Source organism: Exiguobacterium sp. s163 (assembly GCF_018617135.1).
In the GTDB taxonomy this organism is placed as follows: domain Bacteria; phylum Bacillota; class Bacilli; order Exiguobacteriales; family Exiguobacteriaceae; genus Exiguobacterium; species Exiguobacterium profundum.
Genome location: NZ_JACSJN010000003.1, coordinates 341,741 through 357,566 on the forward strand (window position 1 = coordinate 341,741; position 15,826 = coordinate 357,566).

The following is a 15,826-nucleotide window of genomic DNA, read 5'->3' on the forward strand; positions in this document are numbered from 1 at the left end:
TTTATAAAACAAGGGTGACGAAAATACAGTATAGGTGTTTGATGCATCGTCACTAATTTGACTATAGTCAAAAAAATTTAGTATAATCGTATCAGAGAATACGGGATACAAACTGGAAGGAGTCGGTTGGATTGGTACTAAACTACACGAACGATAAAGTCGAAGATAAAGAACGTCTTTTGCTCGTCTTGAACGAGAGCGGGAACGTGGATGTTCGTCAGATGAAGAAGAAAGGTGTAGAGTCGGAAGATTCAGATTGGGAGACGATTGATACGTTGCCTGGATGTGGATTTTATGAGAATGAACGTCACCTCTTTAAAAATAGAAACCGTTTCTATGCCATTGCAGAGAATGGGTTATTGAAGGTCGTTCGCTATGTCAACCTGCATGGTCATAGTGAATATTCGATTCTTGACTGCATCAGTCGAGTGTCAGATATCGTCAAGAAAGCAGAATGGGCTATCGCAGTGACAGACCATGGGAATATGTTCGGGTCATTGGAGTTCTATAAAGCGATGAAGAAGGTCGGGAAGAAGCCATTGATTGGCTTCGAGGCTTATCACTATTCCCGTGATAAGGAAGAAAAGTCACATCACATCGTCCTGCTCGCAAAGAATGCGACAGGGGTGAAAAATCTTTTCAAAATGACTTCTAACGGCTATCACAACTTCAACTCCAAGCCTCAAATCACATGGGAGGACATGGAGAAGCACAGTGAGGGTGTCGTCTGTTTATCCGCTTGCATCCAAGGTGAGATTCCTCGTGCAATTATCCGTGGTCAGATGGACAAAGCACGTAGCCTTATTCAAGGCATGATTGACATTTTCGGAAAAGAAAACTATTTCCTAGAGATTCAACGACATGGACTTGAGGAAGAGAAAGTAGTTGAAGATGGGGTCTTTGTTCTTGCCAAAGAGTTCGGACTCAAGGTTGTGGCAACAACCGACAGTCACATGACCAACATCGAAGACAAGGATGTTCATGACATTCATCTCTGTATCGGAACAAAGAGTACATTGGATGACCCATATCGTTGGAAGTTTGATGGGGATGGCTATCACATTCACACCTCGGAAGAAATGGTTCAGCGTTTCAAGGACGTGCCGGATGTCTTGGATAATACGTTAGACCTTGCAGAGTCTTTGCATCCAGTGATGGACACAGGGAATGTCTATATGCCACATTTCCCTTTACCTGAAGGATTCGAAGATGAGAATGTCTATCTCCGTCATCTAGTGATGAAAGGCTTTGAGAATCGCTTCAAAGGTAAAGAGGCATTCAATAGTTCTGAGTATCATGAACGTATTGAATTTGAGCTTGAAACCGTCAAGAAGATGGGATTCCCAGGTTACTTCTTGATTGTTGAAGACTTTGTGTCCTACGCAAGAAGCAAGGATATCCCAGTAGGTCCCGGACGTGGGTCGGCTTGTGGTTCATTGCTCACGTATTGCCTCGGGATTACAAACATTGACCCGATTCCATTCGGATTGCTGTTCGAGCGATTCTTGAATCCAGACCGTATCTCGATGCCGGACATCGATATCGACTTCTCGGATACACGACGTGAAGAAGTCATCGACTATGTGCGTGAAAAATATGGTCATGAGGCGGTGGCGGGCGTCATCACTTTCGGTCGCATGAAGGCGAAAAGTGTCGTTCGTGACGTGGCTCGTGTCATGGGGCAACCAACTCAGTTTGGGGATAAGATTGCGAAGCTTGTACCAACTAAACTTGAACAGAATGGTGAGAACGTTAAAGTTACGTTGACAAACGTATTGAGACTTTCGCCTGAATTCAAGCGTCTTTACAATTCGGATGACAATGTGAAAAAGGTCGTTGACTTTGGGATTCGACTGGAAGGTTTGCCACGGACATTGTCTCAACATGCTTGTGCGGTGTTGATTTCTCCAAGTGCCGTTTCTGATTACATCCCGCTCGTCACGCTCAACAACAGCAAGACGAAAACTCGTGACACGGTGACGCAGTTTACGATGGGCGAATGTGAAGAGATGGGGATTTTGAAGATGGACTTCCTCGGATTGCGGACGATGGGCGTGTTCGAACGTGCGTTGAAGTATATCAATGAGACGAAACGAGATGTGAATGACCCTCTTAATCTCGATGATATTCCAATCGGAGACCACAATGTGTATGACTTTATCTCAAAGGGACATACCGCAGGGGTATTCCAGTTGGAGTCCTCGGGGATGACAGGGCTGATGGGGCAACTTTATCAGGACATCCAGAATATGAAGGGGACAGAAGAGGAAGGCATTCAATTGTTCGAGCGTTTGGTGGCGGGCATCTCACTTTACCGCCCGGGTCCGATGGATGAAATTCCAAACTACGTCAAGAACATGTTGACCCCAGATGGGATTCATTATGATATCCCTGAGCTAGAAGATATTTTGAAACCGACATACAACGTTATCGTTTATCAGGAACAGGTCATGCACATCGTTCGTCAATTGGCAGGATTCTCAAAAGGTGATGCTGACGGTGTGCGAAAGGCGATGGGGAAAAAGATTGAAGCGTTACTGAACATGTACGGAGAGTACTTCCTTCATGGGAATGAGGAAAAAGCGATTGCAGGTGCTATCGCAAACGGCGTGGATGAGGCTTTGGCTCGCAATCTTTGGGAGCGGATGAAGAAGTTCGGTCTATATGCCTTCAACAAGAGTCACGCAGTGGGATATAGTGACATTGCTATTCGTTCTGCTTGGTTGAGTCATTACTTCCCTGTCGAATACCTGACAGCGACATTGAACTCGTTCCTCTCAAAAGCAGACCGAATTAAACAGTTCATGACTGTATGTAAGAACCGTGGGGTATCCGTTCTATCACCGGACGTCAATCGTTCGATGCAGGATTTCTCAGTGGATGGCAAATCTATTCGTTTCGGATTCGGCGGGATTCGAAATATGGGTTCTTATGGGGAAATGATTATTCGTGAGCGAAGTGAAAATGGATTGTTCACGAGTCTTTTCAACTTTATCGAGCGGATGTCCGCTTCAGCAGGTATCACAAAACGGCGAATCGAGGCACTTATCTATGCGGGGGCTTTCGACTTGTTCCCAGGTACACGTTTGGAAAAGTTAGACATGATTGATGTCTTTACCGGCATTGCTAGTATTTCAAAATCGGACAAAGAAAATGGAACGAAGTCATTATTCTCGTCTTCACTGTTCCGACCGATTTATGACCACTTCTTTACCTTGTCAAATGCACGTGAGATGACAGAGAAGGCTCGTTTAGAGAAAGAACGGGAATATACCGGATTCTATGTGTCTGGTCACCCATTGGATGAATATGAGGCAGTCTTCAAGAACCCAGAAATTAAGAATTTCTATAGTATTCAACAGATACTACCGAATGCAATCGAGTCAGAAGATGGTCTTGAAGAAGAAATTCTGTTTGAAAGTGCTTTTGACGGAGAAATGGTTCGGATTTCTGGCGTTGTACAAGAGTTGGAGGTGAAAGAGACTAAATCGCATCAACTGATGGCAAACATCGTCATCGAGGATGTTTCGGCAAGTGTGAAAGCGATTCTGTTCCCGACCACCTATTCTCAAAATGTACACCATTTGAAAAATGGAGCCGTCCTTGCGTTCTATGGAAAAATCGACACGAGCGAATTCGGTACACAGTTCATCGTGAACTCTATCGAAACGATGGAAGAGCTGATGTCCCCACAAGATGTGTCACAACTGGTCTTGTATCTAAACGCAGACCAATCCCAAGCAAGAAAAGAATTCACGGAAGCAACAAAAATCTTCGTGGAGTCGAAGCAGAAAAATCACACTCCTGTCACGATTGTGATGGGAGGGAAGGAATATAGCACGAGACAAGGGAAGGCTATTCTTGGAAACACTAGGATGTCTACGGTCATCAAATTGCAAGAACTGCTAGGAAAGAAGAGCGTCGAAGTTCGTTATTAATCAAAGGGGGCTTCCGCCCCTTTTGAATTGATGATATAGAGAGGAGGCATGATATGCAGAAATTGAAGAGATGGTATACGAAACCTTCATTCAACATGATATTAAATCGTGTACAGGTAACTTTAAGTTATTTAGAAGAGGTAGGGGAAAGACCTATGACAGAAAACAACTTGTCGATGGATATAGAAAGGTTGGAAAAGTGGACGTTCGGGTCATTGAGGAGATTAGAGGAGATTAGCGCTTGTAAGAGTCAGCTTCGTGATATTCAAAATAAAAGACGACAGTGAATGTCGTCTTTTTACTTGAATGCCCGCCCTTTATTCTTCTTGTACATGTCACGTTTCGCCAATTGTTCAGGGCTTGCAGGCTTGTGCAAGCCAAGTCCGAGAGTGAGGAAAATCGCTAGAATGAATGTGATGCCAGATGACAACCAAAATCCTAGGTCGAAAGCCTTCATCAGAATAAGAGTAGGGACGATAGCAAATAACATATATCCTAAGATGAGTGTCATGGTTATCTTGACCATATCTTTCATTCGGAGCGGTTGGTCGTCCTCTTCTTGTAAAGGCATCTCACCCCCATCCAAAATCGACTTCTTAGACTTTTGAGTCTGAACGACTTTCAATTCCAGATTACTTCGACTTTCAGTCTCATTGACGCCTGTACTTTCTTTGTCCTCAATATTCATATCGAACCGACACTTCCTTTCTAACTAAATTTAAAAGTTTGAATATGGGTATTCTATGAGCGAAGAGGACAGATAAACACTGTATCGGCGTTCTATGATTTTTTGACAGATTTTAAAAATAAAGTTTGACAATAGTCAAAAAAGGGGATAATATTAGGTTATACAAAAGAACGAACGTTGTGAGGATAGTCAAATATTACAGAGAATCCGGGAGGAATTGAAGTTATGGTAACTTGTTTAGAGCCACGTGAGACAAAAGTGAAACATCAGTTTAAAATTGGAGACCGAGTCTATTGGATGTATTTGATGGATGGCAATTTTAAAGAGTACGCATATGGAACACTACATGGCTTTGTTGATGATACAACGGCTACCATAAAGATTGTCCTGAAGGGGAAACGAAAAGATATCATTGATTATGAAGATGTGGAGATTGACCGCTTGATGCTTCATATCCCTGACTCTTCACGCAAAATGGATGAAGAAAAATTATAAAAAGCAGATGGATAATCCATCTGCTTTTGTGATTTTTACTTACATTTCATTCGTTGTTTCGCCACGACGTCGTGCCTGGCGTTCAAATACTTTCTGTAAATCTTCTGCAGGTGAAATCGGCTCTCGAATATACAGCACTTTCGATACCAGTTCGGTCACCTTATCGATACCTTCATCATTCAAGCGACCGATGCGCTTTCCGATACGTCCACGTGATTTGGTATAGATGCTTTCCGTTTTGATAATGCCGTCAACCTTGTTTGCCCCCCATGCAAGAATGTCGGGGGTGATATGAAGATGGAACGGCATGTCATCATCGGGATTTTCAGCACCCCTAGCGATTGGAAGAACAAGCAACGTGTTGCTCTTTTCATTCGTCAGACTAGATGATAAGACGACGACCGGACGAATTCCAAGCATCTCGCTACCGATACCATGACCGAAATCCAATGTCCAAATATCTCCTCGTTTCGGGAATTCGACCATAGTCTTTTCCTTGTTCGTATATTTTTCAATTTTATTTAGCCAAGCATCGTAATCCGACTTTGATGCATTATTCAAAAAGTTTTCCATAGTTTTCACTCCTAGATATCTATTATTTGTTCACATTTAAAAGATTGTGTTATTCACACTACTATTTTGAATTGTTTATGCTGTATCCTATGCAAAGTATATCAAAAAAATAAGAGGGGATTCGAAAGTATGCATTCCAAGCGGCGCCTAGTGACGACGCTCTGAGTGCAGGTACTTGATTCCCCTCTAAATATAAATTACATATTGAACAGCGCACCAACATTTAATGAGGATTCGTCTATTTCATCATTCTCATTACTATTTGTCTCAGGTGTCTGTTGTTTTCGTTCCTCTTCTTCTTGCTTTCTTCGTCTTGCCTCTGCACGTTGGCGTCGTGCCCGTTCGATACGTTCCTCTTCTTCGTCCACAGAGGACGCATCCTTTGAAGATGCAGTCTCTTCTGTTGCAGGGTAACGAATTTCTTCTCTAGTAGAAGGTTGTTCGAACGATTGAGTCGGTTTCGATGCAGGGAGTGGTGCCAATTGTTGCAACGGAGTGGAAGATTCCATTCCAACATAACCGGTTGGGTCACTCAAGAAATTAGAGAGTTCTTCTCCGTCGATACGAATGACTCGCTTCAAAACATTTTCAACCGCTTCTGCGTGTTGTGGAGTGTCAGCAGGATACTGCGCCCCGACCATGCTTTGAATGATTTTGTAGGTCTGCATAACCTTGTTCAAACCCATTCTCTTTTCATAATCGAGTGCCTTCTCGACATAATCCACAATGACATCTGAGATGACACCACCCTCAGTTTCACATTTCTCAATCAATGGGCTAAGGACGATTCGGTTGTGCTTTTTCTGAAGCGAGACGTTAAATGAATTTCTAGCCATTTTTACATCACGCTCCTTTATCCGATTGTCAACTCTTCGTCTTCTTCTTCCATGATGTTGTAGTTCTCTTCGAAATCTACAGATTTAACGGCTTTAATAATCTTGACGACCGCCTTCGTAACGACTGACTTATCAGATTCCACTTGAGTCAAGTAACGAATCGCATAGCTGATGCAGTTGTCCCATTTAGCAGTTTTTGAGATTTCAAAGTTTTCCGCATTCGAAGTCAAGACTTCGTTCAAGTAAGATTCAAGACGGAGCGAACCACCGCCTGTGAAGAGAATGGCATGTCCACGTTGATTGAGGTAGACACTCTTACGAACGAGGGCATCTATAATTTGCTCACGAATGAAGGTGTTGACGGTCTCTTGCATGAAGTCCTCTGAGTCAGAGAAACCAGAAAGTGTAGACCCAGACTCAAGTAGCTCATCCAATTGCGGGATTTTACGCTCAGAGATGGCACGGTTCCAGTCAATGCTGTCAATGTCAAAATATTGACTTGTTAAGACGAAGCGTAGTTCACTCTTCAAATGCTGTTCAAGACGGTTCATCCCCGCATAATCCAAGCTGAAGTATTGAAGCGTGTTTCCTTTTTCGTCATATTTACGGTAGTTGACGTTCTGACCACCGATGTCAACGACGTGGATTTGACTAGTATGCTGTTTGAGCGTGCGAGGTAGTACAGCCATACCCTCCGGATAAACTTCTAGTCGATTGATAGCGAACGACTTGTCTTCTTGGTTCAGACCCAATGAGATAACCCCATCTTCATTCCCGAGGATTAACTCTTTATAACGCTCAATGTTCTCTGAAGCAACGAAGTCGTTTGTAGGAGAACCGATGACAAGGTTCACTGGTTCTTCTTTGTTTCCGACCAAAGCCGCAACACTCGTGTAAACGCATAGTTTATGATGTTCGTTCGTTTTAGAGATGTCCGCATTATATTCTGCTTGAACCCCTTCACCGACAAGATGGAATCGGTTGTTTGATACAAGTTTGAATTGTTTTGGTGACGAGCTTTCATGGTTGTTGAAGCTCGGTACTCGTTTGCTTTTAGATGGGAATGAGAACACGCCTTTTACTGTTCCCGTTCGTGTAAATACCATACCCTTGACCTCGTGCTTACCTGGGTCAACGACTACAAAATCGCCTCTACTGAGTTTTGACATCTCGAATTCCTCCTCTAATATTAACGTCCATTATTGCTCAGACCTTTGAAGAGTCCTGATGATTGAATCGATTTTTATGTATCAAAGGTCTTTCGTAAGTATCATTTTACGGTAGTCATATAAAAAGAGCAATGTAAAATGACGAAATGTAACAAAATTGTAGTCACATAAGGACATAAAAACCTTTTATGTGTCATGGTTTAAACATTTATGACATTTCTCGACATTTTATAGCGGGAATATTCATCAATAAGAAAAAGCAGATTTTTGTCTGCTTCTTTTATTGATATGAAATTGTCCCTTCTTTGATAGAAGTCTTGTATCCCATTTGTTTCAATTTTTCTATAAATAGTTCATCCGATTCGGCTGATAGTTCATTGTGGAAGTCAACAGCATTGTTGAAAATTTGAGCCACATCGCTCGTAGGAGCTGACTGAAGTTCGTTAATCAGTTCGGATACCGCATTCTTTTTCAAAAGAATGTACTCGATGTAGTCTTGATGTTTGACGCTATCCGAGTTCTTCAACACCTGAACTCGTTCGCCATAACGATTCAACTTCAATTCCATGGATTGCAATCGAAGTAGGTATTGTCCTCTGGAAGTCTCTCCTTGGATGTACAAGATAGAGATGTCACGGACTTGTTGTAGGAAGATTGTCGCATTCTCATCTTCAAGACGAATCTTCATCAACATCTCATCATTCTGAGGTTTAGAGGTGAGTCCTGATTGTGGCTTCCCTTTGTCACCGGATGTGAATGAGCCTTTTAAATCATCCTTCCAATCATTTGCGGCTTGAATGATTTTGTCGGCAGTAGAGGATTCCTCATCAGAGGACTTCTCATCGACTGTGTTTGCTTCATCCGGTTTTTTGTCCGAGTCTTTTTCTACGGAGGATGGCGTCGCTTTACTAGCGTAAATTTCTTGAAGTACTATCTCCTCTTTTGACTGAATGGCGACCTCTCGATACATTTTATAAGTCAACGGTATCATGGCGATAAGAAGTAATACCAATACAATTCTAAACCATTTTGGCGATGGTGAAGACGGTACCTCATCCGGGTCAGGTGGATGTTCCTCTTCCACTTGTGACACTTTTTCAGGTTCTTCGTTTTCGAAAACATAGACCACCTCTCCATTTTCTATTTTGACATACGGGTATTTGTTGTCTTTTTTCTTAACATTTTTATCTCTCATAAGCCATAGTTTAAGTCGTTTGAAGAAATTCATTGTTCTCACGTCCTCTCATCAAATATAATGTATCGTTTTTCTTCCATGCTATGCATGAGTAGATGTTGTTATTGATGGATAGAACAAAACATATTTTATTTATACAATAGTCAAAAAATACATGATATAATAAAGTTATTGAGAGGTGGTTGATTATGAAAATTGAAACACTAGGGTTTCCCACAGCAAAAACCAATCAACTTAAGAAAAACCAAATCGAGACGGTCGAAGACCTGATACGGTATTTGCCACGAAAATATTATGACTTCTCGAAACAACTGAGGTTCAGTGAAGGCGGAGACACACCAGGATTGTTCGGAGGAATAGTGTCGGAAGTAAAGCCGATTAAGAATGGTGTTACTTTTAGATTGAAAGACGAGCTCAGTAGCGATATCGGTTTTGTGACATTCTTCGGTCAGCCATATCTGAAATCTCAGATTCAAACCGAAGACATGCTGTATATCGGTGGAAAAGTTGAGAAGAAGTTCGGGAAATATTTCATCTCCCCATTGGTTTGGGGATTGAACAGAGAATCTATCTTGGGGATTCAACCAGTTTACAAGAAGATAAAAGGGATGTCTGATGATTATCTGAAGAAGGCGATATTGACTGGGTTATCTCTCCATTCTAAGGATGACTACCTGGAACCTGTCCTTCTGAGGGAGTTCGGAATCGTCCCGTTGCATCGTGGTGTAAGAGGATTGCATCAGCCGAAAGATATGAGTCATCTTGAGGAAAGTATGAAACGGAGTCTTTTTGACGAGCTGTTTGAATACAACTTTCACTTGTTGAGTCGAGGCGCTCACGATAGAAAGGAAAATCCGTATCCCATCCTTGGGTTTGACAAGACAACGTCATTGCTGAATCAACTTCCATTCTCGTTGACAGAAGGACAGCGGGAAGTGTTGCGTGCCATCACTCGCAAAATGAGGGACGGTCAACTGGTCGATGCACTCGTCATGGGGGATGTGGGCTGTGGAAAGACCATGGTTGCACTGTTGCTGATGGTCGGTCAATCAGAGTCGGGCTATCAATCTGTTCTGATGGCTCCGACGAACGTCTTGGCAATGCAACATTATAATGAAGCAAAGACGATGTTAGAGCCTCTGGGAATCCGTGTCGGATTCTTAAACGGTGGGATGAAGGTGCGAGAACGGAAGTCGCTCTTGAAAGAACTGAAGTCTGGAGAGATTGATATCCTAATCGGGACTCATGCTTGCATTCACGATGAAGTCGAGTTCCACAAACTGTCACTTTGTGTGGTGGATGAAGAACATCGATTCGGAGTGCGGCAGAGAGAAGCCATCAGAGGGAAAGTAGAGCTAGGGATACACATGGTGTCGATGTCCGCAACTCCAATTCCTAGAAGCCTCGCCACGACGCTTTACGGTGAACATGTTGATATCCTGACGATTAAGACGCTTCCAAGCGGGAGAAAGCCAGTCGCCGTATCTCTTCACTCCGATAGCAAGCGTCCTTATGAAAACATTCGTGATGCCGTCCGTCGTGGTGAACAGGCTTATATCGTTTGCCCACTGATTGATGACAATGATGGCATGGAAGACGTAAAAAGCGTGGAACAGGTATTTGCAGAAACTCAGAAAGAATTCAGTCAGGACGGATTCGTCATCGACTATATCTCGGGGAACATGAAGGAGGAAGACCTTAACACACGTTTGAGGAATTTTAAGAGCGGTCAAACGCATATATTGATTTCTACGACGGTCATCGAAGTGGGAGTGAACGTCCCGAATGCAACCGTCATGGTTATTGAGAATGCAGAACGTTTCGGTTCTAGCCAAATCTGGCAATTAAAAGGGCGAGTAGGTAGAGGCAGTAAACCATCAAGTTGTTTCCTTGTCTCACCATCTCCGAACCCATTTTCTAAAGAAAAGCTAGAAATGCTATGTCGAGCAAAAGATGGCTTCGAAGTGGCGAAGGAAGACCTTAGGCTCCGAGGGGCAGGCAGTCTTCTAGGAGATGAACAGTCCGGAGCGAACAGGTATATCTCACTCATTTTGGCGAATGAAAGCTTGAATGAAAAAATCAGGAAAGAGATTAGAAGAATTCTTGCTGATGAGAAGCGACGGAACAGATATAGACGGTCGTTACGAAAAGATGTTGAAGTTTTGGAAAAGTAGGTCGCTCAACGTGACTTACTTTTTTATTCTTAAAATCAGAAGTGCCTGTAAATTTGACTATAGTCAAAATAATTTCTATAATTATTCGTAGGTAAAATTATCTTCAGTCTAAATGGATGGGCATCAATAAAGGGAGGAGGAGATTGTTCATGTCAGTAAGTGTCAAAAGCGTCATACGAATGACCCCATCCATTCGTAAAAGAGCAAGCATGAATATTTGGGCACATAAAGAAGAATCATTCGACATGGACTTTCTCTTCCATTCACTACGACATCTCGTTGAAGAGAACGAACAATCGAAACATGAGAAGTCGTTCATTCAACAGATGAGAATGATTGATTTAACAAAATTTATTCGGGATGCACAAGGATTGAATCAATACTTCACTTGTTCATTCTTTTCAAAGCGATTTGCATGGATATCCAAGAATGAGCAAGGTGAGTATCGTTACTTTTCTAAAATCAAAGACGGTCATGGTTATTATGCCTTTGATTTATTTGACTTGATGACCATCGTCTTAAATAAATCCAATCGAGAACTTGCCCTATACATGGAAGAGACCTTTTCCATCACTGGTATCGATGAATGGGTGGTTCGTGAGAAGAAAAAAATTGAAGAGAACATCGATATGCTCTCCAATGTTTCGCTTATGGAGACGCCTAATCTACAGATGGTGCTTCGTGGGGGAGTTGAGGTCTTGAAACGATTTCTGATGTATGCCAAAGAACATATCTCTGGGAAACATCTTGCAACCGGTGGCAATGCTGTGTTCTTTCTGTCCACTCAGTACGTGAAAGACCATTTTTTTCCGAAGAAATCGGTGTCTACGTTGAATCAATGGGTGAACCTGTTTACTGTTTTGGGGCTTGTCGAAAAGCCAAAACAAGTCCCAATTGAGATGCAGGTCGAGGCAGAGAAGCATCAAGCTCTTAAAAAGAAACATAATCATGTCTCATTTTATTGTTTCCCTATGTTTTCTTCGGTTTTTTCTAAAGCAGAAAAACGTGCGAAAGAATTGGTCAAGCGACGCATATCTTATCATCAAGTAACAAAAGAGATGGTGCGTTCCTTGTTCGGAAAGGAGGTTCACGATGATGTATACGTTCAACGAACACACGGAAGAAAGAAATCGATTCCAGTGTTCGAAAAAAATAGAGCAATCAAATCGTTATCTGAAACTTTCCGCATTCAACTACAGGAGAGGGGTGTCGTCTCGAAGCGTGAGCTAGAATCACAGTCGAGTTTGCCAAAGTCCGTATTCACGAGAACTTGGAATGACCTGGTATTACGTCATGATTGCGAGTCTGGACAAGCCACTCTCGAAGAGCGAGAGAGGTTGGGACTGAGACCCCGACAGACCGTTGCAAGAAGAATTGAACATACAGTGGGGTCAACAACGTGGAAAACAACGAATGCTTTGCCGTGGGATGACGAAGACTTCCATACGTTGTTCCCAGATGAACGTGCATCATTCATCGAAGTTTCATAAAGAGCAATTTGAGAGGAGTGAACTAAAAAATGAAAAAACTATCTACCGTAATCGGTATCATACCGGTTTTCTTCTTGTCCGGCTGTGTGAACGTCGATGAATCGATGGACAATGTCGAATCATATGTATCCGGAAAACTTGCATCCTATTCTGTACCATTCGAATGGTTTAAAAGTGACATTCAAGAGGAGCCGAGCGAAGAAGAGAAGTGGTCACCAATTACACCTTTAACTTTACCTAGCGGTGATGCCACCGAGAAGGTGAGAATGAGTGCTGAAACCATGCTCGAAGAACTTATGGGAGAGCTCAATGACGAGGAGAAAATGATGGGATTCCTAGAAGGGGAAGATACCTCAAGGACATCATTTAAATCATTCAGAACGCTTGAATCGAGCGTCGATGTTTTCGGAGACATCATCCGTCAGGTCTATGCAACCCCTTATCAACGAATCCAGTCGATTACATTGACAGGTATTGGCGAACAACAGGTGGGAGATGAAGAATTCAGAGCGATATCCGTAACACTGAATAGTGTGAATGATACCAAAAAATTCTTACAACATGATGTGATGCTCCTGACAGATGAAAAGAACAACATTCGATTCGTCAAACTCAATCAAGAAACAGACAGAGAAAATACATTGACTCCACTGACAAGTGAGAGCGAATGGTCGGCGGATGTGCATAAAGAATTCAAGTATAAATGGAATGAAATCATCTCATTCCCTCCGGTAGATGATTGGCGCAATGTCGGGAGAGATGAGATAGCGGCATGGCTCTCAAAAGTCGGTGTGACAGACCAAGAATCTGTAGAGACGGTGTTCACTTGGTACAGAGTGAATGAAGGAGATATGAAAAAAGCAGTCATTACTGGATATCTCCATACCGATGAGAACGCATCAGCCATTACGATGTACGAAGTTAAGTATCCTCAAAAGCATGGCGATGCACCGCTTTCTTTCAGCATTTTTTATGACAGAGGCAACCATAAAATCATTGGATTTGGTAAAGAAACACCATTCAACAAAAAGGGGGAATCATGATGAGCAAAAAATGGATGATTTACGGTCTAGCACTTTCAGCTTCCATTTATCCTGGATATTTACTGATAAAAGGTCAGGACTTTGGGGAGACAAGAGAGGTTGGCGTGTTGTCAGAGATGGGGCAAGAAAAGCTGATGAATGAAGTGTCGGAACTGGTCATCAATGATGCATCCCCTAAGACGATTGATGATAAGATTTCGACTGCCATCGGACGAGTGAGCACAGACAAACAAACCGAACTTCTATTCGGCTTGTTGTACTCGATGAGGATGGAGCAAGACCGGCTGATGGAAACTTATGTACAAATTGCTGAAGAGTTGACCGTCTCTTATAACAATGGGGAGTTCAAATCAGGTACACAAGATTTCTCCGGTGTGAAAGATAAGGTAGTGCGTGAGTATTTAGAAGGATTAAGTGAGAGTTATTTCAAAGTTGAAGAAAAGGGCGACAGCCTATTCTTGTCTCAAGATTTAGACAGGTTCGAGAGTGAATATGGTAAATATTTGGATAAATCAACGAAAGCATTTATTGATATACAGAAAGAACAGCTTCAATCCTACCCGAATTCGAACGACTCGGAGAAGCAAGTGTTCGAGAAGCAGTTGAATTTGATTTTGTTTGTCGAAAGCAATCGTGTGAACTGGGAAAACTCATATTATCATGATGAGATTCAGTCGATGGAGCGGAACCTATACGCTAACGTGTTCGGTGTCGATGAACCAAAACACTTTGACCATGAGAAGGGGCAATACACGTTTAAATCTGGCATCCGTGACATTATGACAGAACTGATGGATGACTATTCCAATACATTTATCGGAGACGATATTTATGGGTATTTGAATGAGCTAGAGTCGAACAAGTGGCAACTCAACGAGAAGGAAAACTTCATTTTGAATCGTATTTCTGAGCGGTTCTCGACTCCATCTAAAGTTCAGTCACCGTATATTCAAGTGTCTGCACCTGAAGGCGGTGATTCTTGATGCGAAGAATCGGATTCCGTTGGTTATGGTGGATTGTATTCCCTCCGTATGCTGTATACCAACTTCTACGTTCGTCATTGAAATGGTATCTAAAAGTACCGATTATCTTGTTCATTCTTCTTTTGTCGTTATTGGCATGGGACATGACTAAAAATCCATACCGAGTAGAGATTGAAGAAGCACGAGTTGAAGCACAAGAATATTTCGAGAAAGAACTCGATGAAAATGTTGAGAAGGTAACACGATTGGGTGAAGGGTTAGTGTTGACCGGAAAAGAAAAACAGACCGTTCTCTTTTACAAGGTGTTGACGAATCAACACATGTATCATGTCGGTTTTATCTCGAAAGACGGAAAGGGTTTGGATATTTATCGGATTGAAGAACGGAGCCCCGAGGTGCGTCTCATTGAAGGGGATGAGAAATCAACCAATTCCATCGTCTCGCTCTTCTTACAAAAAAACCAGAGCTTAGGCGAGATTCAAGGTGTCTTGCAGACGGATGCCTTGAATCATGCGGAAGTTCAGACGAGCGAGGGTGTTTATTCCTTTGAGGTATTGAACCCGTATCAACTCAACTACCACAAACTTACGACGGATGATGAGAAGCCAAAACCAAGACGTGAGAGCATGCTTGTCTCCGAGGTGGATGACTTTCTTAAAGAGCGAGAAGGAAAGATAGGCAAGATTGAAACGATTGATGCATACACTCTTTCAATCGGGGCGGAGAGTTATTACTTCACTACCAATAAGGGTGAGTATTTACTGGACATCCACAAAGATGGCTCTATCTATCTAAAAGAAAAAAGAACAGGAGTGATGAGTGAATGAATGAGAATCAATTGATTGAATTGGACTATTTGGATGAGATGGGAGACAAGGTGGTGGAAGTCCTCACACCCCTGCTCAACGGAAATGCGTATGAGGTTGCAGGCAGTGAACCTTATCCAAGGTCTTTGTTTGAGACGGTTGCGAACGTTGCAATTGATGTTGCGGTACAGAACACTGCGATTCGTGCATTCCATGTAGCTCCTTTAATCGAGGGAGACATCTATATGGTTGATATTCAGGACAAGAATGAGAACTCCGTGGTAACAGTAATGCTGAACACCAGTCGGGAAGGAAATCAAATCAAAGTAGATGACATCTTGGCAACATTCAAGCAAGGTGCGATTGTTCAATGTCACGAGGAACTAAGTGCACAAATCAGTGAAGAGACGGCTGATGTTCTCTGAATAAGGGGTCT

The 15,826-nt window shown here is 42.5% G+C and carries 13 protein-coding genes; 8 read left to right on the forward strand and 5 right to left on the reverse strand.

The window, feature by feature from the left end:
• The first annotated feature begins 131 nt into the window (after positions 1 to 131).
• Positions 132 to 3,938, forward strand: a complete 3,807-nt coding sequence (gene dnaE, locus KNO71_RS10765) for a DNA polymerase III subunit alpha (protein ID WP_214688620.1) — start codon at positions 132 to 134, stop codon at positions 3,936 to 3,938.
• 298 nt (positions 3,939 to 4,236) lie between these two features.
• On the opposite strand, the gene KNO71_RS10770 is transcribed toward dnaE, so the two are convergent.
• Positions 4,237 to 4,626 (reverse strand): hypothetical protein, encoded by a 390-nt coding sequence (locus tag KNO71_RS10770; protein ID WP_214688621.1) that lies wholly within the window; start codon positions 4,624 to 4,626, stop codon positions 4,237 to 4,239.
• A gap of 225 nt (positions 4,627 to 4,851) precedes the next feature.
• Between KNO71_RS10770 and KNO71_RS10775 the strand changes: the two genes are divergently transcribed.
• Positions 4,852 to 5,121: a hypothetical protein gene (locus KNO71_RS10775; protein ID WP_214688622.1), complete on the forward strand. Its 270-nt coding sequence runs from the start codon at positions 4,852 to 4,854 to the stop codon at positions 5,119 to 5,121.
• A 39-nt stretch (positions 5,122 to 5,160) separates the two neighbouring features.
• On the opposite strand, the gene KNO71_RS10780 is transcribed toward KNO71_RS10775, so the two are convergent.
• The 4 genes from KNO71_RS10780 to KNO71_RS10795 form a co-directional block, all read right to left on the reverse strand.
• Positions 5,161 to 5,694 (reverse strand): type II toxin-antitoxin system PemK/MazF family toxin, encoded by a 534-nt coding sequence (locus KNO71_RS10780; protein WP_214688623.1) that lies wholly within the window; start codon positions 5,692 to 5,694, stop codon positions 5,161 to 5,163.
• A 197-nt stretch (positions 5,695 to 5,891) separates the two neighbouring features.
• Positions 5,892 to 6,530 carry a hypothetical protein gene (locus KNO71_RS10785; RefSeq protein ID WP_214688624.1) on the reverse strand — a complete coding sequence of 213 codons (639 nt, stop codon included), beginning with the start codon at positions 6,528 to 6,530 and terminating at the stop codon, positions 5,892 to 5,894.
• Between the two features lie 17 nt (positions 6,531 to 6,547).
• A complete protein-coding gene (locus tag KNO71_RS10790) occupies positions 6,548 to 7,699 on the reverse strand; it encodes a ParM/StbA family protein (RefSeq protein ID WP_214688625.1) in 1,152 nt (383 codons plus the stop codon).
• A 280-nt stretch (positions 7,700 to 7,979) separates the two neighbouring features.
• Positions 7,980 to 8,828 carry a hypothetical protein gene (locus tag KNO71_RS10795; protein WP_214688627.1) on the reverse strand — a complete coding sequence of 283 codons (849 nt, stop codon included), beginning with the start codon at positions 8,826 to 8,828 and terminating at the stop codon, positions 7,980 to 7,982.
• A gap of 254 nt (positions 8,829 to 9,082) precedes the next feature.
• Between KNO71_RS10795 and KNO71_RS10800 the strand changes: the two genes are divergently transcribed.
• From KNO71_RS10800 to KNO71_RS10825, 6 genes are all read left to right on the forward strand, one after another.
• Positions 9,083 to 11,068, forward strand: coding sequence for an ATP-dependent DNA helicase RecG (locus tag KNO71_RS10800; RefSeq protein WP_214688629.1), 1,986 nt, complete (start codon positions 9,083 to 9,085; stop codon positions 11,066 to 11,068).
• Positions 11,069 to 11,217: 149 nt separating this feature from the next.
• Positions 11,218 to 12,558: a hypothetical protein gene (locus KNO71_RS10805; RefSeq protein ID WP_214688631.1), complete on the forward strand. Its 1,341-nt coding sequence runs from the start codon at positions 11,218 to 11,220 to the stop codon at positions 12,556 to 12,558.
• A 29-nt stretch (positions 12,559 to 12,587) separates the two neighbouring features.
• Positions 12,588 to 13,601 (forward strand): hypothetical protein, encoded by a 1,014-nt coding sequence (locus KNO71_RS10810; RefSeq protein WP_214688633.1) that lies wholly within the window; start codon positions 12,588 to 12,590, stop codon positions 13,599 to 13,601.
• A complete protein-coding gene (locus KNO71_RS10815) occupies positions 13,601 to 14,584 on the forward strand; it encodes a hypothetical protein (RefSeq protein WP_214688635.1) in 984 nt (327 codons plus the stop codon). Before KNO71_RS10810 ends, KNO71_RS10815 begins: the two co-directional genes overlap by 1 nt.
• Positions 14,584 to 15,411 (forward strand): hypothetical protein, encoded by an 828-nt coding sequence (locus KNO71_RS10820; protein WP_214688637.1) that lies wholly within the window; start codon positions 14,584 to 14,586, stop codon positions 15,409 to 15,411. Before KNO71_RS10815 ends, KNO71_RS10820 begins: the two co-directional genes overlap by 1 nt.
• Positions 15,408 to 15,815: a hypothetical protein gene (locus KNO71_RS10825; protein ID WP_214688638.1), complete on the forward strand. Its 408-nt coding sequence runs from the start codon at positions 15,408 to 15,410 to the stop codon at positions 15,813 to 15,815. The genes KNO71_RS10820 and KNO71_RS10825 overlap by 4 nt, the downstream gene beginning before the upstream one ends.
• The last annotated feature ends 11 nt before the right edge of the window (positions 15,816 to 15,826 follow it).